General features: G+C 33.6%; 24 protein-coding genes. 12 read left to right on the top strand and 12 right to left on the bottom strand.

Annotation, left to right across the window (positions count from 1 at the left end):
- Positions 1–29 precede the first annotated feature (29 nt).
- Together GQ46_RS15745 and GQ46_RS15740 are read right to left on the bottom strand one after the other, a co-directional pair.
- Positions 30–836, bottom strand: coding sequence for a 1-acyl-sn-glycerol-3-phosphate acyltransferase (locus tag GQ46_RS15745; protein WP_044403770.1), 807 nt, complete (start codon positions 834–836; stop codon positions 30–32).
- A gap of 43 nt (positions 837–879) precedes the next feature.
- The gene (locus tag GQ46_RS15740; protein ID WP_044403767.1) at positions 880–1,521 is read right to left on the bottom strand and encodes a CoA pyrophosphatase; all 642 of its coding nucleotides are present in this window, start codon (positions 1,519–1,521) and stop codon (positions 880–882) included.
- Positions 1,522–1,736: 215 nt separating this feature from the next.
- On the opposite strand from GQ46_RS15740, the gene GQ46_RS17275 reads away from it, so the two are divergent.
- Positions 1,737–3,824, top strand: a complete 2,088-nt coding sequence (locus tag GQ46_RS17275) for a glucan 1,4-alpha-maltotetraohydrolase domain-containing protein (RefSeq protein WP_082041777.1) — start codon at positions 1,737–1,739, stop codon at positions 3,822–3,824.
- Between the two features lie 78 nt (positions 3,825–3,902).
- Positions 3,903–4,625: a peptidylprolyl isomerase gene (locus GQ46_RS15730; protein ID WP_044403765.1), complete on the top strand. Its 723-nt coding sequence runs from the start codon at positions 3,903–3,905 to the stop codon at positions 4,623–4,625.
- 21 nt (positions 4,626–4,646) lie between these two features.
- Here the strand turns inward: GQ46_RS15730 and GQ46_RS15725 are convergent, their stop codons facing one another.
- Positions 4,647–5,255 (bottom strand): trimeric intracellular cation channel family protein, encoded by a 609-nt coding sequence (locus GQ46_RS15725; RefSeq protein ID WP_044403763.1) that lies wholly within the window; start codon positions 5,253–5,255, stop codon positions 4,647–4,649.
- Positions 5,256–5,521: 266 nt separating this feature from the next.
- Entirely contained in the window at positions 5,522–6,238 is a 717-nt protein-coding gene (locus GQ46_RS15720; RefSeq protein WP_044403761.1) for an RDD family protein, read from the bottom strand.
- Positions 6,239–6,273: 35 nt separating this feature from the next.
- Here GQ46_RS15720 and GQ46_RS15715 point away from each other — a divergent pair, with 35 nt between their 5' ends.
- From GQ46_RS15715 to GQ46_RS15680, 8 genes are all read left to right on the top strand, one after another.
- On the top strand, positions 6,274–7,284 hold the full coding sequence (locus GQ46_RS15715) for a stage II sporulation protein M (protein ID WP_044403759.1): 1,011 nt from the start codon (positions 6,274–6,276) through the stop codon (positions 7,282–7,284).
- Positions 7,285–7,288: 4 nt separating this feature from the next.
- Positions 7,289–8,176, top strand: a complete 888-nt coding sequence (locus GQ46_RS15710; protein WP_044403757.1) for a hypothetical protein — start codon at positions 7,289–7,291, stop codon at positions 8,174–8,176.
- 3 nt (positions 8,177–8,179) lie between these two features.
- Positions 8,180–8,908 carry a DUF4129 domain-containing protein gene (locus GQ46_RS15705; protein ID WP_044403756.1) on the top strand — a complete coding sequence of 243 codons (729 nt, stop codon included), beginning with the start codon at positions 8,180–8,182 and terminating at the stop codon, positions 8,906–8,908.
- 6 nt (positions 8,909–8,914) lie between these two features.
- Positions 8,915–10,144: a DUF4350 domain-containing protein gene (locus GQ46_RS15700; RefSeq protein WP_044403755.1), complete on the top strand. Its 1,230-nt coding sequence runs from the start codon at positions 8,915–8,917 to the stop codon at positions 10,142–10,144.
- Positions 10,126–11,109, top strand: a complete 984-nt coding sequence (locus tag GQ46_RS15695; RefSeq protein WP_044403754.1) for a MoxR family ATPase — start codon at positions 10,126–10,128, stop codon at positions 11,107–11,109. The genes GQ46_RS15700 and GQ46_RS15695 overlap by 19 nt, the downstream gene beginning before the upstream one ends.
- Before the next feature lie 16 nt (positions 11,110–11,125).
- Positions 11,126–12,457, top strand: a complete 1,332-nt coding sequence (locus tag GQ46_RS15690) for a DUF58 domain-containing protein (protein ID WP_044403752.1) — start codon at positions 11,126–11,128, stop codon at positions 12,455–12,457.
- Positions 12,458–12,581: 124 nt separating this feature from the next.
- The gene (locus GQ46_RS15685; protein WP_044403750.1) at positions 12,582–13,907 is read left to right on the top strand and encodes an OmpA family protein; all 1,326 of its coding nucleotides are present in this window, start codon (positions 12,582–12,584) and stop codon (positions 13,905–13,907) included.
- A 99-nt stretch (positions 13,908–14,006) separates the two neighbouring features.
- A complete protein-coding gene (locus GQ46_RS15680) occupies positions 14,007–14,426 on the top strand; it encodes a DUF2141 domain-containing protein (protein WP_044403749.1) in 420 nt (139 codons plus the stop codon).
- An 82-nt stretch (positions 14,427–14,508) separates the two neighbouring features.
- Here GQ46_RS15680 and GQ46_RS15675 read toward each other — a convergent pair whose 3' ends face one another.
- Positions 14,509–14,988, bottom strand: a complete 480-nt coding sequence (locus GQ46_RS15675) for a Dps family protein (RefSeq protein WP_044405222.1) — start codon at positions 14,986–14,988, stop codon at positions 14,509–14,511.
- A gap of 104 nt (positions 14,989–15,092) precedes the next feature.
- Between GQ46_RS15675 and GQ46_RS15670 the strand changes: the two genes are divergently transcribed.
- A complete protein-coding gene (locus GQ46_RS15670) occupies positions 15,093–16,031 on the top strand; it encodes a LysR family transcriptional regulator (protein WP_044403747.1) in 939 nt (312 codons plus the stop codon).
- A 116-nt stretch (positions 16,032–16,147) separates the two neighbouring features.
- On the opposite strand, the gene GQ46_RS15665 is transcribed toward GQ46_RS15670, so the two are convergent.
- The 7 genes from GQ46_RS15665 to GQ46_RS15635 form a co-directional block, all read right to left on the bottom strand.
- Positions 16,148–17,140, bottom strand: coding sequence for a hypothetical protein (locus tag GQ46_RS15665; RefSeq protein ID WP_231567376.1), 993 nt, complete (start codon positions 17,138–17,140; stop codon positions 16,148–16,150).
- Positions 17,118–18,164, bottom strand: a complete 1,047-nt coding sequence (locus tag GQ46_RS15660; RefSeq protein ID WP_044403743.1) for a cytochrome-c peroxidase — start codon at positions 18,162–18,164, stop codon at positions 17,118–17,120. Before GQ46_RS15660 ends, GQ46_RS15665 begins: the two co-directional genes overlap by 23 nt.
- 62 nt (positions 18,165–18,226) lie before the next feature.
- The gene (locus GQ46_RS15655; protein WP_044403741.1) at positions 18,227–19,030 is read right to left on the bottom strand and encodes an MbnP family protein; all 804 of its coding nucleotides are present in this window, start codon (positions 19,028–19,030) and stop codon (positions 18,227–18,229) included.
- A gap of 68 nt (positions 19,031–19,098) precedes the next feature.
- Complete coding sequence (locus tag GQ46_RS17270; protein WP_052503504.1) at positions 19,099–19,452, bottom strand: hypothetical protein; 354 nt, start codon at positions 19,450–19,452, stop codon at positions 19,099–19,101.
- A 121-nt stretch (positions 19,453–19,573) separates the two neighbouring features.
- Positions 19,574–19,771, bottom strand: a complete 198-nt coding sequence (locus tag GQ46_RS15645) for a hypothetical protein (protein ID WP_044403739.1) — start codon at positions 19,769–19,771, stop codon at positions 19,574–19,576.
- A gap of 147 nt (positions 19,772–19,918) precedes the next feature.
- On the bottom strand, positions 19,919–20,716 hold the full coding sequence (locus GQ46_RS15640) for a TIGR00266 family protein (protein ID WP_044403737.1): 798 nt from the start codon (positions 20,714–20,716) through the stop codon (positions 19,919–19,921).
- Between the two features lie 173 nt (positions 20,717–20,889).
- Positions 20,890–21,345, bottom strand: coding sequence for a DUF4442 domain-containing protein (locus tag GQ46_RS15635; protein ID WP_044403735.1), 456 nt, complete (start codon positions 21,343–21,345; stop codon positions 20,890–20,892).
- A 143-nt stretch (positions 21,346–21,488) separates the two neighbouring features.
- Here GQ46_RS15635 and GQ46_RS15630 point away from each other — a divergent pair, with 143 nt between their 5' ends.
- Complete coding sequence (locus GQ46_RS15630) at positions 21,489–21,935, top strand: DUF4870 domain-containing protein (protein WP_044403733.1); 447 nt, start codon at positions 21,489–21,491, stop codon at positions 21,933–21,935.
- Positions 21,936–22,034 lie beyond the last annotated feature (99 nt).

Raw genomic sequence — 22,034 nt, 5'->3', positions numbered from 1 at the left:
CCAGTAGACTATAGCCTGAAAACTGCAGACTAACTATCCAACCACTCGCGTTGTTTATTCAACTCTTCGCGTGCTTCTAGTTCTTCTTTTGAAATTACCTTTAAAAACGAAGGATGTTGCTCTATAGCATATTCTATTTTTTTTATAATATCATCAAAAGATTCATTGTCATAATCTATTTCTAATGGCGCTTTAATTTCAAAGGTTTGGTATACGTTTTTCTTTTTTACCCGTAATCCTTTCTTATCGAAAGAGCGTCTAAAACCATCAATAACAATTGGCACTACAATAGGTTTGTAGCGCTTTATAATGTGTGCTGTTCCTTTACGAATAGGTTTAAAAGGTGTGGTCGTCCCTTGTGGAAACGTAATAACCCAGCCATCATCTAAAGCCCTACTAATAGCAGAAATATCACTCATTTTTACCTGACGATTTACATCTTTACCTTCGCTTCTCCAGGTACGCTCAATACTTATAGAACCTACATAAGCCAGTATCTTTGGTAAAAGTCCAGATCTCATTGTTTCTTTTGCCGCGACGTAGTATAAATTCAGTTTTGGATGCCACAGGTAACCCACATTTTTAATCGAGTCTTCTCTGCCACTTAAACTTGCGTTAAAGACATGAAACATTGCTACAACATCAGCAAAATAGGTTTGGTGATTTGAAATGAATAACACATTCGTGTCTGGTAAATTTTTTATAATTTCAGAACCCTCAATTTGTAATTCATTAAAGCCGCGAAAGCGTCTGTGAGACAACACACCCAAAATACGGATGAGCCACTTCTTAATGAATAAATTGTGTCCGAAAGGATTTTTTTTGAATAATCCCATAGTAATTTTAGCTATTAAGTCTTACAAATGTAAAGAAAGCATCTTATTTAAGCGCAGTGTTTAGCAAGTCTTTCACTTCACTTAATATCATTGCCGTTGCTCCCCAGACAGAATGACCATTCAATTTAAACGCAGGAACATCTACAGAAACATCATAAGCGGTTGATACTGTTTTAGTAATCACGTGCGATTCATTTAAGAAATCATTAAGATGTACTTCCAATAAGTCCTCAACTTCATCATCTTGTTTTGTGAAAATTGGAGTGCTCTGGCAAACCCCAATAAAGGGTTGCACGTAAAAATTGCTTGGTGGAATATAAATTTGTGTCAATTGCTTAAGCACTGTCATGTCCTCTTGTTTTACCCCAACTTCTTCTTCGGTTTCACGAATCGCTGCTTCTTCTTTTGTTTCTCCTGCTTCCAATTTGCCACCAGGAAAACCAATTTGGGCAGAATGTACACCTTTGTATGTTTTTCTTAGAATAAGTATAATATGTGTTTCATTATTGAGGTCTGGATAAAACAAGGCCATTACTGCAGCCTGTCGCGCATTCTTTATCTTATCAGCTTGCAACTTTACTAAGTGTTCTCGGTATGGCGGAGACATTTTGAATTGAGAAGCCTGACCTGGAAGTTGTAAATTTTTAATGCCTTTTATCGCTTTAGAAAATGCATCAAATTTCATTTATTATGAGTTATGAGGGTTATTAATTAAGGGATATTTATTAGTGAAGATACTAATAAATAGTAAAGTGAATGCATGTGTATTAGGTAAATATCAATTTTAACGCTTAAAAATAAAAAGTTATTAACGCGAAAACGTTGTAGTAGTTTTTTTGTTAAAAAAACCGTTAAATAATTGCTACATTCATAAAGAATTAATTAATAAATCCGAAAAATATGACACCCTTTTTTACTCACTCACTCAAAAATTTCTCAGGTAAGATTTTGTTTTACTGCGCTTTTTTTGTTCTGTATTTCTTACAAACAACAACTCAGGCGCAACAAGCAAATGACAGTCGTGTGATGCTTCAAGGTTTCTACTGGGAATCTGCAGCAAACAATCCAAATAACTGGTATAACATTGTCAATGGAGCTAGTCAGGAAATTTCAGATATTGGAATAGACATGATCTGGTTACCACCACCAAGTGATGCTGGTTCTCTTGAGGGGTACCTGCCAAGACAATTAAACAACTTTACTACAAATTATGGAAGTTTAACGGCACATAAAAACATGCTAAATGCCTTAAATAATAAAGGTATTGAGCCTATTGCTGATATCGTGATAAATCACAGAGTCGGCACTACTAATTATGCTGATTTCACAAACCCACAATGGAATACAGATGCAGTGACTTCTAATGATGAAATGTGGAGCGTTCCAGAATTTTTTAACGTTTATCCCAGAGGAAATAACGATACGGGAACACCTTATGAAGCAGCTCGCGATATCGATCACACGAAGCAGTATGTTCAAAACAGTATTATTCAATTTTTAAATAATTTAAAAACTTTGGGCTACAAAGGCTGGAGATATGATTTTGTTCACGGATTTGACGAATATTATTTCACACTTTATAATAACGCGACAAATCCTACTTTTTCTGTAGGTGAAAATTATACAGCAAACAAACAAGTAATACAAGATTGGATTGATGCTACCGGTTCAACCGCTTTTGATTTCCCGACTTACTTTACCTTAAAATCGGTTATTAGAGATAACAACTATTCTTATTTAAGTAATAACGGTTCTGCTTCCGGCGGTATTGGATGGGATCCAAGAAACAACACAACGTTTGTTGAAAATCATGACACACCAAGATACGATACACCAAATAATGTTTTAAACGCCGGGAATGTTAGTCAGGCCTATGCTTATTTACTAACGCATTCTGGAGTTCCATGTATTTACTGGCCTCATTTATTTGATTGGGGAACTAGCGTGAAAACGGAAATTACAGATTTAGTAGCAATTAGAAAAGCTGCGGGCATCCATAGTCAAAGTAACGTATCTATTAAAGCCTCACAAAATGGTCTGTATGCCGCTGTAATAAGTGGAGATAATTATGAGGTTGCTATGAAAATGGGACCTAACAATTGGAATCCACAAGGTAGTGGCTGGAATTTAGTAGCGTCTGGAAATAACTATGCCGTATGGACAAAGGCAACAGTTATACCCCCAAATACAGATTCTTTTACCGTATTTGTTCAAAACTATTCTACTATCTATAGCTGGGATGATAATCAAAACGCAACTAATGAAAATTGGCCTGGAACAACATTAACTAATTTAGGTAATGGTTGGTCATCTGCAACTATTCCTGGAAACTGTTCAAATATAATTTTTAGTAATAATGGTAGCAATCAAACAGCAAATTTAAACACCTGTAGTGATTTACCATACTACTATCAGGGTAATTGGTATGCAAGTGATCCTACCAATAACACAGGTTCAGGTTCATTTACAGTCTATGTTCAAGGGTATTCTAATGTATACAGTTGGGATAATAACCAACAAGCCACCAGTGGAAATTGGCCAGGAACTACTTTAAGTAGCGCGGGAAACGGTTATGTATCTGCTACAATTAGCGGGAATTGCTCAAATATTATCTTTAGTAACAATGGTGGTAATCAAACTCCCGATTTATACACGTGCAGTGACAAACCTTATTATTATAATAATTCATGGCATAGTAATCCTGTAAATGCAAAACAAGCTATTGAAACTCCATTATCATTAGTAAAGGGCAAAGGATTCTCCATATTCCCAAATCCTGCAACTCATTCATTTTCAGTATCTTTTACAGAAAGTAAAATACTTAATTTAGAATTATATAACATCCAGGGACAACGCGTACTTTCTGAAAATAATTTACAGAAAGAAAGACATCATATTAATGTTGAAAGTTACCCAAGAGGATTGTATTTAATAAAATTACAATTAGAGGATGACTCGACTCAGATTAAAAAGATTATTTTAGAATAATGATTAGTCAATATTTTAGTAAAAAGCTGGTTTTTAAAGCCAGCTTTTTTATTTTTGATCATTCATTCCATTCTATTTATGCGTTTACTTCTTATTTTTTGTGCTTCTATTTTATTGTTTAATTGCGGAGAAGAACGTTCTAAGCAAAAAAAGAGCACTGCTACTCCAACTAAAAAAAATACTAAAATTGTTAAAGACACTATGGAAGTGGACATTAAAATCGACAGTTCTAAATTAACCTTAGAAGAAAGATATTTACCGCTAGATGATGATAATGCCATGGCATTCTTTCGGGAGTATGCAGAAGTACACCCCGAAAATAAAGTTAGAATTTATACTGAATATGGAAACATTACGATACAATTATTTGAAAACACCGAATTTCACAGAGCCAATTTTATCTTTCTTACAAAAAACAAGGTTTTTGATGGTACGCAATTTCATCGTGTGGTAAAGAATTTCGTCATTCAAGGCGGCAGTTCAGACGATCGAGACGTTGTAAAAAAAAGAAGAGAAATAGGAAGATACCTATTACCTCCTGATGTTAGACATGACTACAAACATCATCGCGGGGTAATTTCGATACCCAGTAGTGAAATTGAAAACGCCTATAAACTAGCCTCGCCGTTTGAGTTTTTTATCACCCAAACCAATCAATACCATTTGGACGGAAAGTATACTATTTTTGGTAAAGTCATTAACGGTTTAGATGTTGTAGACAAAATTGCAGCAGTAGAAACCGATAGCGGAGACTGGCCCATTCGTAATGTTTATATTACCAAAGTAGAAGTATTGAAATAGTGGTTAGGTATTAGCTATTGGTCAAACTGTTTTTTTATACAAACTAGGTAAACTAATTTTAAACTTTACCGCAATAATTCGAATTACAATGACTACCAAACCAGCAATTATAAAGACGAAGTCGCCTTCAATAGGGAGCCTTTTTATTAAAAAATAAGCGATACCTCCAAAAATACAGGCCGTTGCATACACTTCTTTTCTAAAAATTACTGGGATTTCATTACATAAAATATCACGAATCACACCGCCAAAGCAAGCAGACATTGTGCCTAAAGCAATACATATTATTGGATGTAATCCTGCCGAAATTCCTTTTTCTACACCAACAACGGTGTATAATCCAATACCAATGGTATCGAATAAAAACAAAGATTTTCTTAGGTAATCGATTTTCGATTTTAAAACTACAGCAAAAATAGTGGACGCCAAAATAACATAAACGAAGGTGATGTTCGTCATCCAACTTACTGGCGTATCACCAATGAGTACATCACGCAATGTACCTCCTCCAACAGCAGTAACAAAGGCTATTATTAGGATTCCAAAAGCATCCATTCTTTTATTTAAAGCGACTAAAACGCCAGAAATTGAAAAAGCAATGGTTCCTAAAATATCTATGATGTAAAACATGGGCTATAATTTAATGTCATGCTGACATTTGTATTTGATTTAATGGCTACCGAAGCACTCTCGGAATAAGTAATTTATATACGTTTTGCTAAGGCAAAAAGTGGTTCTCTTTTTTTTCCTTTTAGATTCCGCTCTGCAGCGGAATAAGCGATTCACACACGTTTTGCTAAGGCAAAAAGTGGTTCTCTTTTTTTCTTTTAGATTCCGCTCTGCAGCGGAATAAGCGATTCACACACGTTTTGCTAAGGCAAAAAGTGGTTCTCTGCTTACATTTTTTGGGTATAGTAATTGTAATCTTTAATGACTGTGTTTATAAACGCCATTGGCTTTTCAACCGGCTCTACTTGCATCACCTCAGTCACGCGTTTATTGAGGATAACGATAATATTATGATTCCCATTTTTTTTTGCTTCATCATAAAGGTTCTTAATGGTTTGCATTTCTGAATCACTAAAAAGCGTCACTTGACTGTATTTTGGAATGTACCCTGGATCTATATCTCTAAGAATAGTATCGCTTAGTGTGATTTTTCTTTTTAACGAAACCACAGTAGTACCAGCTGCTATATCACCTAAACGTTGTCCGTTTCCTTTTAGTAAAATAACTAAGACTGCTAAGCCACCAGAAGTGATTACAACATCTACAATACGCAAAATCCAACGCACAAAATAGTTGCCAAAACCTGGCTTGGAACCGTCTAATTTCACCACTTTTATCTTTATTAAATGCTTACCAACGGTTTGACCATTCCAAAAGGTTTCTAATAGGACATAATATAAAAACGCAGGTAAACTAACAATTAGATATACTGCCCAAGCATCACCAAAATCAAGATCTAGTGCTACCAATAATAATATACTCATGATGAGGTAAGCAAAAATTATAGCACTGTCTATAAGATATGCCCACATTCTATCAACAATACTCGCTGCATTTTGCTGTATTGTTACATTTTGAGCGGTTTCTATTTGAAATTCCTTCATATTTTCTTTTCTTTGAAAGCAAAATAGGGTACTATATGCGTGAGGCTGCTTTCGTGAAGCAAAATAAGGATAAATGGTTAACATTTGAAAATGTTCTGTCAAATAAAACAGTAATTTCTCCAGATGATTTATCAAGTTTATATATTGAAATCACAGACCATCTTAGTTACGCTAAAACTTTTTATCCCAATAGCAATACTGAAAGCTATTTAAATGGATTGGCTTCTACTGCCCATCAAAAAATTTATAAGACTAAAAAAGAATCTAAAAACAGACTCATCACTTTTTTTACTCATGAGTTTCCACTTATGTTTTCTCAGCACCATCGGGAATTATTGGTTGCCTTTCTGGTCTTTTCATTATTTGTTATTGTTGGCGCTTATTCGGCAGCGAATGAAGGTGATTTTGTTCGTGGTTTTTTAGGTGACAATTATGTAAATATGACATTGGAAAACATTGAAAAGGGCGACCCAATGGGGGTGTATAAAGAGCAAGGCGAGTTTCATATGTTTTTAGGTATTACCATTAATAATATAAAAGTGGCACTTATGGCTTTTGGCTATGGGATTATGCTAGCCATTGGTTCTCTTTTTATTATGATGCAAAATGGAATCATGCTTGGAAGTTTTCAGTATATGTTTTATGACAATGGCTTATTATGGGAATCTGCAAGAACCATTTGGATTCATGGTACCATTGAAATTTCAGTAATTATTATTGCAGGTGCTTCTGGTTTAGTTTTAGGAAACAGCATGCTATTTCCTGGTACTTATACAAGATTAGCGTCTTTTAAACGCGGTGTACTAAACGGCCTTAAAATTTTAATGAGCACCATACCTTTTTTTATTATCGCAGGCTTTTTAGAAGGTTTTGTTACCAGGCATACAGAAATGCCAGATTGGCTGGCCATATTTATAATAACAAGTTCAATGCTATTAATATTATTTTATTATGTCTTTTATCCCATAGCTTTGAGTAAAAAAGAAAAACAAAAAATAGCGTCACAAGAACAAGAATTACTATTACTTTCAACCAAATTAAACTAACACCATGAAAACCTACATTGAATTTAAAAAACAACGCGAATTAGGCGACATTTTTTCAGATGCTTTTGCTTTTATCCGTAATGAATACAAGCCCTTATTTAAAACCATTATTTCTATTGCCGGCCCTTATTTATTGTTCTTTTTATTTGCCTTAGTATTTTACATTTATACTATTGGCGGACAGTTTAAATTTGATTTTACAAATCCTGAAAGTAACGCTGGTTTATTTTCAGGCGCTAACGCACTTATGTTTGTTTTAGCTTACTTTGTTTATATTAGCGCTGCCATTTTAGCTTATGTCTTTACAGTATCTACCGTGCTGCACTATATGAAATCTTATGAAGAAAATAAAAGTGTTGTAAATTTACAGGAAATTAGAGAACAGGTAAACCGTTCGTTTTGGGGCTTTTTAGGTCTAACTATTTTAAAGGTCTTAACCCTTATTGTTGCTTGCGTATTATGTTGTCTTCCAATACTCTACTTTATGGTTCCTATGGCAGTAGTGATGCCTATTTATGTGTTTACAAAACGAGATGCTACTGATTCTTATAGTGAAAGCTATAGTTTGATAAAAGATGAATTTTTAATGACCTTTTTAACCGTTTTATTATTTTGGATTTTAGTTATCGTGTTGAGCTCTATATTTACACTACCAGCAACGATATACACCTATATAAAAATGGGTGTTTTCTCTGGCGAAATAGATCCTACTTCTCTAAATTCAATTGTTGATCCTGTTTACATCATTCTAAATGTCTTAAGTCAATTCTTTCAATTTCTGTCTAATATTGTGATTGTAATTTCTTCTGTTTTTATCTACTTTAATTTAAACGAAAGAAAAAATTTCACAGGTACTTTTGAACGTATAGAATCTCTAGGTAAAACAGAATAACACATGCCGTTCTTAAGAGTTTTCTTTTTGTTTTTTATTCTTTGTAGCTTTAGTTTTGCGCAACAAGACTCCTTAGCGATAAAAGACGCTTCGTATTATAAAAAGCAGGACATCTCTAAAGAAGCGTTACAAGACTATAAAAGTGATAAAGCCTTTAACTATGAAATTAAGCCTGAGGATAAAGATTCATGGTGGGCAAAATTTAAACGTTGGTTTTACAATGGTTTAAAAAAAATAGTGGAAGCTATTTTTGGTATGGAGTCTGCTGGTGGTGTTTTATGGTTTATACTAAGAGTACTGCCCTATATTTTGCTTGCAGGTTTAGTCTTTCTATTGATTCGCTTTTTCCTAAAAGTCAATTCAAAGCAGCTTATATATGGTGAGACAAAAAAAGGAAGTGTTGCTTTTACTGATGAAGAACAAATTATCAGAAATGAAGACATAAGCACATTAATTTCTGAAGCACTCAAACAAAATAATTACCGTTTAGCCATTCGTTATTATTATTTATTGTCTTTAAAAGAGCTAACCGAAGCTAATATTATTGATTGGCAACCGCAAAAAACAAACGAGGATTATAAAAGAGAAATAGTAATCAATACCATACAAACCCAATTCGAAAAAATAACCAGAATTTACGACTATGTCTGGTACGGTGAATTCGAGGTTGATGCGCCAAAATTTGAAAAATTAAAATTAGAATTCATCACCCTTAATAAACAGATTAATTAACAGCTATTGAATAAAAAAGGTAAAATATATGTTATACTCACTGCTTTAGCTATACTACTTATTGTCGTATTAGAAGCTAATAAGCCCGAGGAATTGAATTGGTTTCCCTCGTACGCCAAGCATCATAAAATACCGTTTGGAACCTTTGTTTTTCATGAACAAATGGAACGTTTGTTTTCTGAAGAAATGATTGTTGATGTAGATCGTCCACCTTTTGAGTACCTTCAAACGAATAGCATTTCTGGTTCCTATTTATTTATAAATGATCAGGTCACTATTGATGAAGTCGAATTAAACAAACTTCTGGACTGGACGACTAAAGGCAATACTTTAGTAATTGCATCGCAAAGTATGAACCAAAAATTACTAGATACATTAAAACTAGAACAATCTTTGATGAGTACTTTTGAGAACTTCAATTACCGTTTCGAGTTTCAGCTTAAAAATGAAGACTTAAAAACAGAAATACCTTACACATTTAATAAGGTCAATTTCATGTATTATTTTAAAAAGCCTGATAGTGATATTTCAGAAGTTATAGGCGTGGTCAATAGCGCTTCAGACACCGATTTCGATGTAGATAACAGCTATTCAAACGTCATCAAAAAACCCTTTGGAGATGGCGATATTATACTATCTACTTTTCCGCAGGCCTTTACCAATTATTTTATTTTAGAAGCACCAAACCAAAACTATACGGCAGGTCTATTATCTTATTTAGATCCTACACGACCTATATATCTGGATAATCATTATAAATCTGGAAAAAAAATAAGCACCTCTCCGTTGTATGTTTTCTTAAAAGCAAAACAACTAAAATGGGCCTATTATATAGCACTCATTGGTGCCCTTTTTTATATCATTTTTGAAGGCAAGCGCAAGCAGCGTGCAGTCCCTGTGATAGAACCACTGCGTAATCAAACCTTAGCTTTTACACGTACTATTGCAAATATGTATTACGAAAACGGAAAACATATAGATATTGCCCAACATAAAATTCAACATTTTCTAGAGTATATTCGAAATCATTTACATTTAAATACCAACACCATTGATCCTACTTTTATAAAACATTTAGCAGCGCGGAGCAACAATACTTTAGAAGATACTCAAAACCTTTTTAATACTATAGAAATAGTTTCTAACAGCAACAATATTACAACAGAGGCATTGGAAAAACTCAATACCGCTATAGAAAAATTCAAATCCAATAACACATGGAAGAGCAAAATTTAGATTTCAATAATAGAATCCCATTGGAGGATTTAAAAAACGCAGTAGCACAAATAAAAAATGAACTTGGCAAAGTCATCGTTGGACAAGAACAATTTGTTGAGTTATTAATTGTCGCTTTACTTTCAGACGGTCACGTACTCATTGAAGGAGTTCCTGGCATTGCAAAGACCATCACTGCCAAACTATTTGCTAAGGTTTTAAAAACAGATTTCAGCCGTATTCAGTTTACGCCAGATTTAATGCCCAGCGATGTTCTAGGTACTTCAATTTTGAATATGAAAAACGCTGAGTTCGAATTTAAAAAAGGACCAATCTTTTCCAATATTGTGTTAATAGATGAAATTAATCGTGCACCAGCGAAAACACAAGCCGCCTTGTTTGAAACCATGGAAGAGCGACAAGCTACAGTAGATGGGACCACCTATCTTTTTGAAACCCCGTTTATGGTTTTAGCGACGCAAAACCCTATTGAACAGGAAGGCACTTATGCATTACCCGAGGCACAATTGGACCGTTTTATCTTTAAAATAAAAGTGGATTACCCCACCATTGAAGATGAAGTAAAAATCATCCAGACGCACCATGAGCGTAAAGGCGAAAAGCCACAAACACTAATACAACCAGTATTAAACGCTCAGGATCTAGCAAATTATAAAACGAAAATTCAATCGGTTTTAGTAGAAGAAAAAATCATTAAATACATCGCCGAATTGGTCTCTAAAACCAGAAACCATCCGCATTTATATTTAGGCGGCTCACCAAGAGCATCCATTGCTATTTTAAACACTGCAAAAACCTTTGCCGCCATTAACGGAAGAGATTTCGTTACCCCTGAAGATGTAAAAAAAGCATTGATTCCAGTACTAAACCATCGTATTATATTAACACCAGAACGCGAAATGGAAGGCATGACGACAGAGAATGTCGTGGAAATGATTGTACAATCTGTAGAAATACCGAGATAGAAAATAGTTAAAAAGCATGACATTCATTCGCTCATTATACTTACACAAAGGCTTCTTCATTTATATGGCTAGTGCATCGGCGTGTTTTTTGTTGTCGTATTGGATTCCTATTCTATATGCTGTAGCCTGGATTATCACTATTGCCATTTCGGTATTATTCTTATCCGACTTAGTATTACTCTATCGTTTTAAACATCCCATTAAAGTGAGACGTTTATTACCGGATAAGTTTTCTAACAGCGACGAAAATCCAGTACCCATTACCATCACTAATTTCTATCCGTTTAAAACGAGTATTGCTGTAATAGATGAGCTACCCGTTCAGTTTCAAAAAAGAGATTTTAATTACGAGACGCATTTAAAAGCTGGCGAAGTTCATGATTTTAGCTATAATGTTCGTCCGGTAGAACGTGGCGAATACACCTTTGGGTTCCTTAACCTCTATGCCTCTTCAGCGTTGCGAATTGTTAAACGGAAATTTAAGTTTCAGAATGCCCAAATGGTGGCGGTCTATCCTTCCTTTATTCAAATGCAGAAATACGATTTTCTGGCCATGAGTAATAACTTAACTCAATTTGGTCTCAAAAAAATAAGGCGTATTGGGAACACTTCAGAATTTGAACAAATTAAAGATTATGTTCAAGGAGATGATTTTAGAACGGTGAATTGGAAAGCCACAGCAAAACGCGGCGAATTAATGGTAAACCAATACCAAGACGAAAAGTCTCAGCCTATCTACTCTATTATAGATACTGGACGCGTAATGAAAATGCCTTTTAATGGCTTAAAACTATTGGACTATGCCATAAACTCTACTTTAGCTTTTAGTAATGTGGCCTTAAAAAAACACGATAAAGTGGGCATGTTTACCTTTTCTAAAACGGTTGATTCTTTTCTGCCTGCCACACAAAAATTAACCTATTTAAACACCATTTTAGAACGACTATACAACATAAACACACAGTTTACAGATAGTGATTTTAGTTTGTTATATGCACAATTAAAACGAAAAGTAACGCACAGAAGTTTATTAATGCTCTACACTAATTTTGAACATATTAGTGCACTAAAACGACAATTACCCTATTTACAAGCCATTGCAAAAAAACATTTATTGGTGGTGGTTATTTTTGAAAATACCGAACTTGATGCGCTAATCGCTCAGGATGCTGAAAGTCTTCAAGCCATTTATCATAAAACCATCGCTGAAAAATTTTCTTATGAGAAACGCCTAATGGTAAAAGAACTTCAAAAACATGGGATTCAAAGTATTTTAACTGCGCCAGAAAAATTATCTGTGAACACCATAAACAAATACTTAGAAATTAAAGCAAGAGGTTTGCTTTAGTTTTTGTTTATATAGTGATTTTGTCTGCTATTTCTAGCACTTAATCCACAAAACAAACTTATCTTTTTCAGTATTCTATTTTTAATATATCTTGTCATTGCTATTAATTAAATAATATACATTGATGAAGCCTTTTGGTTATCTCTTCTTTATTTTCGTTTGCACTCTAAGTTTTCAAACGTCTCATTCTCAAACCGTAAATAAACCCTGGACGATAAGTTTTGGAACGCATGCTATTAATAATCCGGTACGTGAACAAGAAGCTGGGTTGGGCAGGTTTAAAACGTGGAATCAAAACCCTGCTGGATTTAGATTATCTGCTGGTCGTTTAATTAAAAACAGATTCTCTTTTGAAGGTGTTGCTTCTTTAAATAGTATTAAAGAGAATTATCCTAATCCAGATCCTGAAGTTCTAGATCCAGACTATCCATACATTTCATTAGATGGTATGTTTAAGTATCAATTTAGTAATGGCTTAAATGTTGTTGATCCATACCTTACTATTGGTGCTGGTTATGCATGGTTAGATACTATTGGAGCAGGAACGATAAATGGAGGTATTGGTTTTAATTTATGGATAGGTCATTCGTTTGGCTTCAATGTACAATCGGTTTATAAGCATGCTTTTGAAGATTACGGATTAAAACATTATCAACATTCAGCAGGAATTATTTTTCGTTTTGGTGGGAAAGACACAGATAATGATGGGATCAATGATGCTGAAGATGCCTGTCCAGAATTATTTGGCACCTTTGAAACCAAAGGTTGTCCTGACACAGACAAGGACGGTGTAATAGATTCAGAAGATTTATGTCCCAACGATTTTGGACCAGCAGTTATGCGTGGTTGCCCAGATAATGATGGCGATGGTACACCTGATAAATATGACGATTGTCCAGAAGTACAAGGTGCCATAAATGATGGTGGCTGTCCGCTTTTAGACACGGACAAAGATGGGGTTATTGACAGCAAAGATAAATGCCCGCAGCAACCCGGCTCTCCAGAGAATGGTGGATGCCCAACACCACTCCAACTCCAAGAACAAGCCAACTTAGTGTCACAGCAACAAAGGGATCGAAATAAGGCTATAAAAGAAGAAGTCACGACTAAACTAAATGTATTATCTCGTGCTATAACGTTTAATAATGGTAATGCCGTTTTAAACCAAGAAGACAAATTGGCTATAGAGGAAATAAGTAAAATTATGGAATCGCAGCCAAAAATGAAATTCCACATCGCTGGGCATACCGATAGTACTGGAAGTACTCAAACCAATTTGACGCTATCAGAACAACGTGCTAAAAGCGTTAAAGAGTACTTGATTTTTATTGGTGTTGATGGTCAACGCTTAACGTCTCAAGGCTATGGTGAAGTTAATCCTATAGCAGATAATAATACAAAAGAAGGCCGTTTGGCCAATAGACGTGTTGAGATTTTCGTTGTCAATTAACCGTTCAGTCTTAAAAAACGACAGTTGAGTGACTAACTTTGGTACACCTTTTAGTTAAATATGATATTTGAACCATCATTAACTTAATAACACTAAATCATGAAGACATTAACAATTACATGCGCATTTATTTTATCAACATTCCTTTTTTTTGGCCAGGAAACTAAAAACCACAGTATTACAATAACTATAGAAAATGTAAAAAGCAACACTGGAAAAGTGGTTTTAGGCTTACATACTGAAAATACCTTTATGAAAACCGAAGCAATCAAGACTGCTGAAAGCAAAATAGAGGATGGAAAAATAAGCGTTACTTTTAAAGACGTCGCCCCAGGAACATACGGGATTATGGCACTACATGACGAGAATGAAAATGGCAGAATGGATTTTGATACTAGTGGCATGCCAGCAGAGTCTTATGGTATGTCTAATAATCCTTTAAGTTATGGACCACCACAATATAGTGATGCCAAATTTGAATTAAAAAATGAAGACTTAAGTTTTAATATTAGATTTTAACCCTTAATACTATAAGCTAAAAGCGGTTGTCTGAAACGTTGTTTTACTTAAATTACTTTTTAAACAACCGCTTTTGCTTTTATTATATGCTGTTTTCTAACCAAGCATTCATCATCCAAACGGTCTTTTCTTGCTCTGTTATAAAATCACTCATCATAGCGTTTGTACCTTCATCACTAGCCTCTGAAGACTTATCTAAAATTTGACGCTCTATTTTAAGTAATTCGGTTAAAGAGTTTACTATTAATTCAACTGCTTTCACATCTTTTGAAACATTTTGACCAACGGGCACTTTAGCTCTGCTCGTATAATCTTCAAAAGTATGAAGTGGCGTTTCTCCTAGAGTCAATACACGTTCTGCAACTAAATCGACCTTCAGATTCGCATCGGTGTATAATTCTTCAAATTTAATGTGTAAATCAAAAAAATTCTTTCCTTTTATATTCCAGTGTATCCCTCTTAAATTTTGGTAATAAATTTGAAAATTAGCTAATAATTCGTTCAAGTCTCCAGCTAAATCTTCAGTTTTTTTCTTGTCTAATCCTAGTATATTAAGTGTCATAATTTTAATTAATTTATGGTTACCCAAAGTTAATTTAAAATAAATCAAAATAACCATAAATTTTATTGATAGATTTTATATTTTTATAGCTTAACGCTATATGAATGACAATTACACAACTCAAATATGTTCTAGCGGTAGCAGAACACCAAAATTTTACTAAAGCTGCCGAAAAATGCTTTGTAACTCAGCCCACCTTGAGTATGCAAATTCAAAAATTGGAAGACCAGCTAAGCATTCAAATTTTCGATCGTAGTAAAAAACCAATTGAATTAACAGATGTTGGTAGTAAGATTGTAAATCAGGCACATAATATTGTCAATGAATCTTATCGTATTCAGGATATTGTAGACCAACAAAAAGGCTTTATTGGTGGCGAATTTAGAATAGGCATTATTCCAACGGTTATGCCCACGTTACTACCTATGTTTTTAAAAAACTTTATTAAAAAATATCCTAAAGTCAAACTTAAAATTGAAGAACTCACCACTGAAGAAATCATTACCAGAATTAATGATGGGCATTTAGATGCAGCTATTGCAGCTACACCTCTAGAACATGCCAATATAAAGGAACGCGTGCTTTATTTTGAGCCTTTCGTAGCGTATATACCCAATAATCACCGTTTAAAAGACAAAAAAACACTAGAGGTTTCAGATTTAGATATTGATGATATGTTACTTCTGGAAGACGGTCATTGTTTTAGAGACGGTGTGATTAATCTGTGTAAAGGCTTTAAAAATCAAACTGACGAACATTTTCAATTAGAAAGTGGAAGCATAGAAACACTTATTAAATTGTCTAATGAAGGTATGGGGATGACGCTACTTCCCTATTTACACACTTTAGATATGAGTGAAAATTCGAAACAAAATTTACATCATTTTATAGCACCCTCTCCCGCCAGAGAGGTGAGTATTATCTATCATAAAAGTGAACTAAAAATGCAAATAATTGAAGCGATGCAAGAGGTAATCGCTAGTGTTGTTCGTGGAGCAATAGCCTTTCAAAATGTACAAATTATTAGTCCATTAGGGAAATAACAGATGATTTATAAATAACTAAAATGTTTTACTCTGGACGCAATTGAAAACTATAGTCTATACTATTTTAGACTATTTCAACGGCGTCCAGAGTAACCCATTTTATGCGGTTGATGTTATAATGCATAATTGATGTAAACAGAAATACGCTGCTTAGATTTCACATCGTGACCAAAAAGGTTTTGATTCACAGGTAAGGTATAACTTGCTCCAAAAATAAAATCTTCAACTGCAAATTCTGAACCTAATGACGCATTGATTATACTACCATCTGTGTCATTTAAAGTTTCTCCATATTGTTTAATTGAACTATAAATATCACCTGAAACTCCTAAAAAAGGCATAATATTCATTTTTTTAGTTGACAATGCAGTATATAGATTAGTTGTATAACTGAATTGGTTACCAAACTGGTATTCATTTTTATTCTCTCCTTTTAAATAATAACTAAAAAGCGTATTAACACCTAACGTGTTACCTCCATAATTATAACCAAAAGATAGAATACCATCTGTACTTCCTGTTCCTACTTGAAAACCTGGGTTAATATTATCTGCCAACCGTTCTTCAAATTCACCTGTGGGTAATTTTAAACCTAAACCAAATTGAATAGAATGACCTGAAGCCTCTTTTTTTACATCAAAGTTTAAGGTTTCTTCATTCTGTTTCTTGTAAAAAATCAATTTATACCAGCCTATTAAACTACTATCGCCTAATCCATATATGTTTTCAGTTATTCCATTAAATGTTCTGCTTAAATCGTGATAAGGTACATTCGCACTTAAGTAAAATGTTTTTATAACAGGAATTTGAGCCCATAATTGATAGGTACGAAATACCTCTTTACTTGTTGGTGAATTTTCAAAAATTCCATTTTTAGATTCGAAATTTTGATAAAGATATCGAACACCAACAAAATTAGCATTACTCAAAGTTCCAAAACCAAAGCTACCACTACTTGTAGAACAACCACATAAATCACAAAAAAAAGTGTGTTTATAATGATTGTTACAAGCTCTATTTTTCTCATGAGCACTTAAAAATTGTGCCTGTGCTATACTAATAAGAAGTAATACTGTTATTTTTCTAAAATTCTGCAAAACGTTCATCATTTAAAAATTCGTAATCTGTTAGTGTTTTTAAAAAGGCTGTTAAACTTTCTTTCTCGTAATTAGAAAGTGTAATACCATAAGTCCCATCTGGCTTTTGTAATATGGAATCAACATTACCATTATCTGTAATTCCTGAACTATAAAACTCCAAAACGGCTTCTATAGTTGCAAATCTACCATCGTGCATATAGGGGTAGGAAACCTCAATATTCCTTAAACTTGGGACTCTAAATTTATACAGATCATTAGGATTATTTCCAACATTAAAACGTCCTTTATCATTTAATTGTGGGTTAATAGATAACCCGTTATTTCTAAACTCTTGATCTGTAAATAAATCTGTTGCATGACAACCAGCACATTTTGTTTCGAATGTACTTAAGCCATCTAATTCAAGTGAACTCAATGTTGTGTCATCTTCATTTCTAATAAATTTATCATATTTAGAATTTGAAGACACCATCAGCAACATAAACTGAGACAAAGCCTTAAGCATGTTTTCTGTATTAATCTCACCGTCATCAAAGGCTCGCTCAAATTGTTCTTGGTAATAAAGGTCTGAACTTAATTTTTCTATTACGTGACTTAAGCTTTCTCCCATTTCTAACGCACTAGTTATGGGAATAATTGGCTGAAGGTCCAAGTGTGTCGCTGCACCATCCCACATGAAAGTGCTTTGATAAGCTAAGTTTTGAATTGGTTGCGCATTTCTAAAACCAATACCTCCATTAACACCATGACTTAAATTATGTCCGTGATGAGTAAAAGCAAACGCCTGTTCATGGCAAAAGGCACAAGCAATAGCATTATTTGAAGACAATTTCCCTTCGTAAAATAGTTTTTTACCAAGTTCAAAACCAGCTTCTGTAAGCGGGTTATTTTCTAAATTATAAGTGGTCTCTGGAAAATTTGAAGGTAATTCTAGAGCTATTGGAAATGGTTCATAAACCAAAACATCAGCCTCGTTAGAACATGATACAGATACAAGAATACTTAGAAAAAAAAGAATTATTTTTTTCATAATTGTATGGATTAAATAAAAACCATTGAAGATGTTTCGTTCTCCAATGGTTTAATTATTAATTAATCGTTATGTACATGATGTACTATAAACATTCTGCTAATGTTATTAGCCACTATTGGTGTTTCAACCGCATCAACATGTACTTGATCATATCCATCCGCAAAATTGATAGTCGTTATACCATCAAATACTTTTGAGATATCAGATTTTATATGAACTTCAGGTGAAGTATGTTGTCTTATTCTTACCGTATTGGTAAAACTTAAAGTGACTTCACGATAATTATCCAAAGAAGAGCCAACACTTCCCATGTGTATATTTAATGGCTCATCTGTCACTGAATCGTTAGAAAATGTCCCGTCTATTCTAATAAATTTATAACCTGCAGCCCAGCTCCAGAGCATACCTTTGGATTCTGCCAATTCTAAAAAATCTCCCTGACCATTTGCCCCTAAAGCAAAACGCTCTTGGTCTATTCCAATTCCGAAAGTAATTTCAGTATAGTCTGCTGCATCAATGTTATTTAAAGTTAGTAAAATTTCGCCTGCATTGTTGGCCTCTGCTTCATCAATAATAAAAGCATTGTCTTGTTCGGGATTCATAACCAAATTTCCCTGACTATCTTTAATTCTAATATTACTAATGATATACTTTAAGTTATCAACTTTATAGGATTCATTGTTAGATTTACTGTAGTTAGTACCAAAGATAAAATCCTGATCGCCAATACCATTATCGAACTTAAGAATTAATTGTCCTTTTTGACCTGAAAGGTCTTCCGCAATGCTGTCATCGTCATTTGATGAGCATGAGAATATTATTGCGCATAGTAAAAGCGCAAATGTAAATTTTAAAGTTTTCATTTGTTTAAATTTTATGAATTGAAATGTTTGAATTTCAGTCTTAGATAACGACTGACAAAAAATAAAATCTAAACTATTGGAGGTCTAAAGTGTGTGTTTTCAAAACAAAAAGAATACAACTTATTATCTGATAAAATCTTGTCTAGATTAATTTTAAAATCAATTTTAATAAGTTTCTTGTAATTATAATTTAAGTAAAAAACAGGAAAGAAAGATTCTACTAAATTATTTAATGCTAATTCATTTTCAAGATCTATTGAAGAGGGCACAGAGGCCAGTTGTTTCGCCAAATGACATTTACCATTACATTGCAACTGTGGTTTTTCTTTGTTAACACAATAGTTTTCAATAATGTAATCGATGTTTAATTCAAAATAAGCTACATATCCAGCGAAAAATAATGGACGAGCGGCAAATGACATAAAAAGTAATATTGTAAAAAATGATTTCAGTGTAACATATCTTTATGCAAAGATAAACCCGAAACTTTAGTTTTACTAATTATAGAATAATAAAAAAGCGACTCGAAAGTCGCTTTTTTATTTATGGTTTTAAATAAATTAAACATTGATTTAAATTGGGATTCTGGCTAACCAAAGATTCAATATAAATCTTAAGTTCTTCAATTTCATAAGGTAATAATCGTTGAAGTGCTTTCTGAACCTCTTTACAAAACAAGTTAACATCAAAACTAACTTTACTGAGTATCGTCTTGGTATACTCGAACATTGCTCTTGCCATAATTTAGTAATAGGGTTTGGTTAAAATAAAAAGTAGATGTGTAAATAGGCAAACGGTTTATTAATTCGATTAAATGTAATAAAAAAAAGAGTGCAAAACACAAGAAACTCCTTTTTTAACAGTTAATAAATTCATAATTAATAGCATTTAGAACCTATTATCACCGTCCAAAATATCGCCTAATCCTCCTAATAGACTACCTTCTCCTTTACTGTTTCCGCCCTTCGGTAAACTTGCGATAATACGATTAGCCAACCTACTAAATGGCAACGATTGTATATATACAGTTCCTGGCCCTTCTAATTTCGCAAAAAACAAGCCTTCACCTCCAAAAACAGTATTTTTTATACCGCCTACAAATTCTATATCATAATTTACATCTTGTGTAAAACCAATAATACATCCGGTGTCAACACGAAGCGTTTCACCTGGTTCTAAGACTTTTTTAGCTGTGGTACCTCCGGCATGCACAAATGCAAGACCATCACCTTCTAATTTTTGCATAATAAAACCTTCTCCTCCAAATAAACCTCGCCCTAATTTTTTGCTAAACTCAATACCTACGCTAACGCCTTTTGCAGCACATAAGAAGGCATCCTTTTGGCAAATAAACTTTCCACCGAATGCCAGTAAATCAATAGGGATAATTTTTCCTGGATAAGGTGATGCAAAAGAAACGTTTCGTTTACCTAGTCCTACATTGTAAAAGGCTGTCATGAATAAGCTCTCTCCTGTTATAATACGCTTACCAGCACCCAAAATCTTACCTAAAAATCCCGTGTCTTTTTTTGATCCATCACCAAAAATGGTTTCCATTTTAATCCCGTCGTCCATCATCATAAAACTTCCAGCCTCGGCCACAACGGCCTCTTGTGGATCCAGTTCTATTTCGACATATTGCATTTCTTCACCGTAAATTCTATAATCTACTTCGTGTGCATTCATTTCTTTTTGTGTTATGATTAATACGGTTATTTGTAACCATTTTATTTAAAATGTTACACTTATTTTAAAAACTTCCAAATTCAGTAAAGCCTGAACTCCCATCTCCATTGAAGAAAAGAATTAAAATCTCAACAGTTTTGCACAGGAAATTACAAGCGTAGTCACTCTGTCTTTTAGTTTTTAACTCTCACAGACCATTCAAAATTAAAGGTTGAAACCACAACACCATCCGCATTGGTTCCTATAGATTGCATCCATAGTGTTTGTCCTTCACCAGTTTCAAAAGTCTTTTTTAGTGCCGCATCTATTTTATGACCGTCTTTGCATGTAAAGGTGATTTTACCAGTTGCTTTTTTTGAAAAATTAGCATTATTATTAGACACTAACATCGACACTTTTTTTCCACTTTCTTTAATTTTCATAAGCACTAAAGCACCAGTTGTTAACTCTGCAGCCATCCCTTGTACTGCCCAAAACATCGAATTAAATGGGTTTTGATTAATCCATTTGTGTCTTACTTTAACACTACATGAGTCTTCTGTTATTGCTGTGACGCGAACGCCCATGAGGTAAACTGAAGGCAATTTCAGTACATTAAAAAGGTTGATTTTTCTAGGTGTAAGCTTCATATTTTGGTTCTATTTTTACCAAAACTATAGAAAATAATCCAGATTACAATATGTTAATTTTTTGTTAAAAATTAGTACTATGCGTAACATAATACCTTTTTTTAGACATATATTTGTATAAGAAACTATTATATGCTTTTAAAATGACTAGAAATAACCATCAAAATATCGCAACCTTTATTCATTTATCGACCTTTTCGAGGTTCCTTATTCCCTTTGGTAATTTTATTGCCCCATTGGTTTTATGGATTGTTAATAAAGATAAATCTGAATTTATAGATGAACACGGAAAGCAAGCCATTAATTTTCAGATTAGCATTTTACTCTATAGTATTATGATAGGTTTAATTACTGTACCGTTTTTTCTATTTACAGTTTTTGGAAACATAGATTTTATAGATTTTAATCTTTTTGATGGTATCAACCTCAATATTAGCAAACCTACCCCGCTGTTTTATATTGGAGGCTCCCTGGGATTTTTAGCTGCTATAGGCTTTATCCTGGAAATTATATTCGTCATAAAGGCTAGTTTAAGTGCAAAAGAGGGCGAATATTACAAGTATCCATTAACCATTAATTTTTTAAAATAAATCAGTGCTGGAGTGTTTCAGCAAAACAATAATCATCAATTCAATCAATCAAAAAATGAACAGTTTAACAAAATTCAAAATGAGACTATGATAAGAGCA

The organism is Lacinutrix sp. Hel_I_90, assembly GCF_000934685.1.
In the GTDB taxonomy this organism is placed as follows: Bacteria; Bacteroidota; Bacteroidia; order Flavobacteriales; family Flavobacteriaceae; genus Lacinutrix.
The sequence above is the reverse complement of the archived record's forward strand: the minus strand, read 5'-3'. Positions and strand labels throughout refer to the sequence as shown.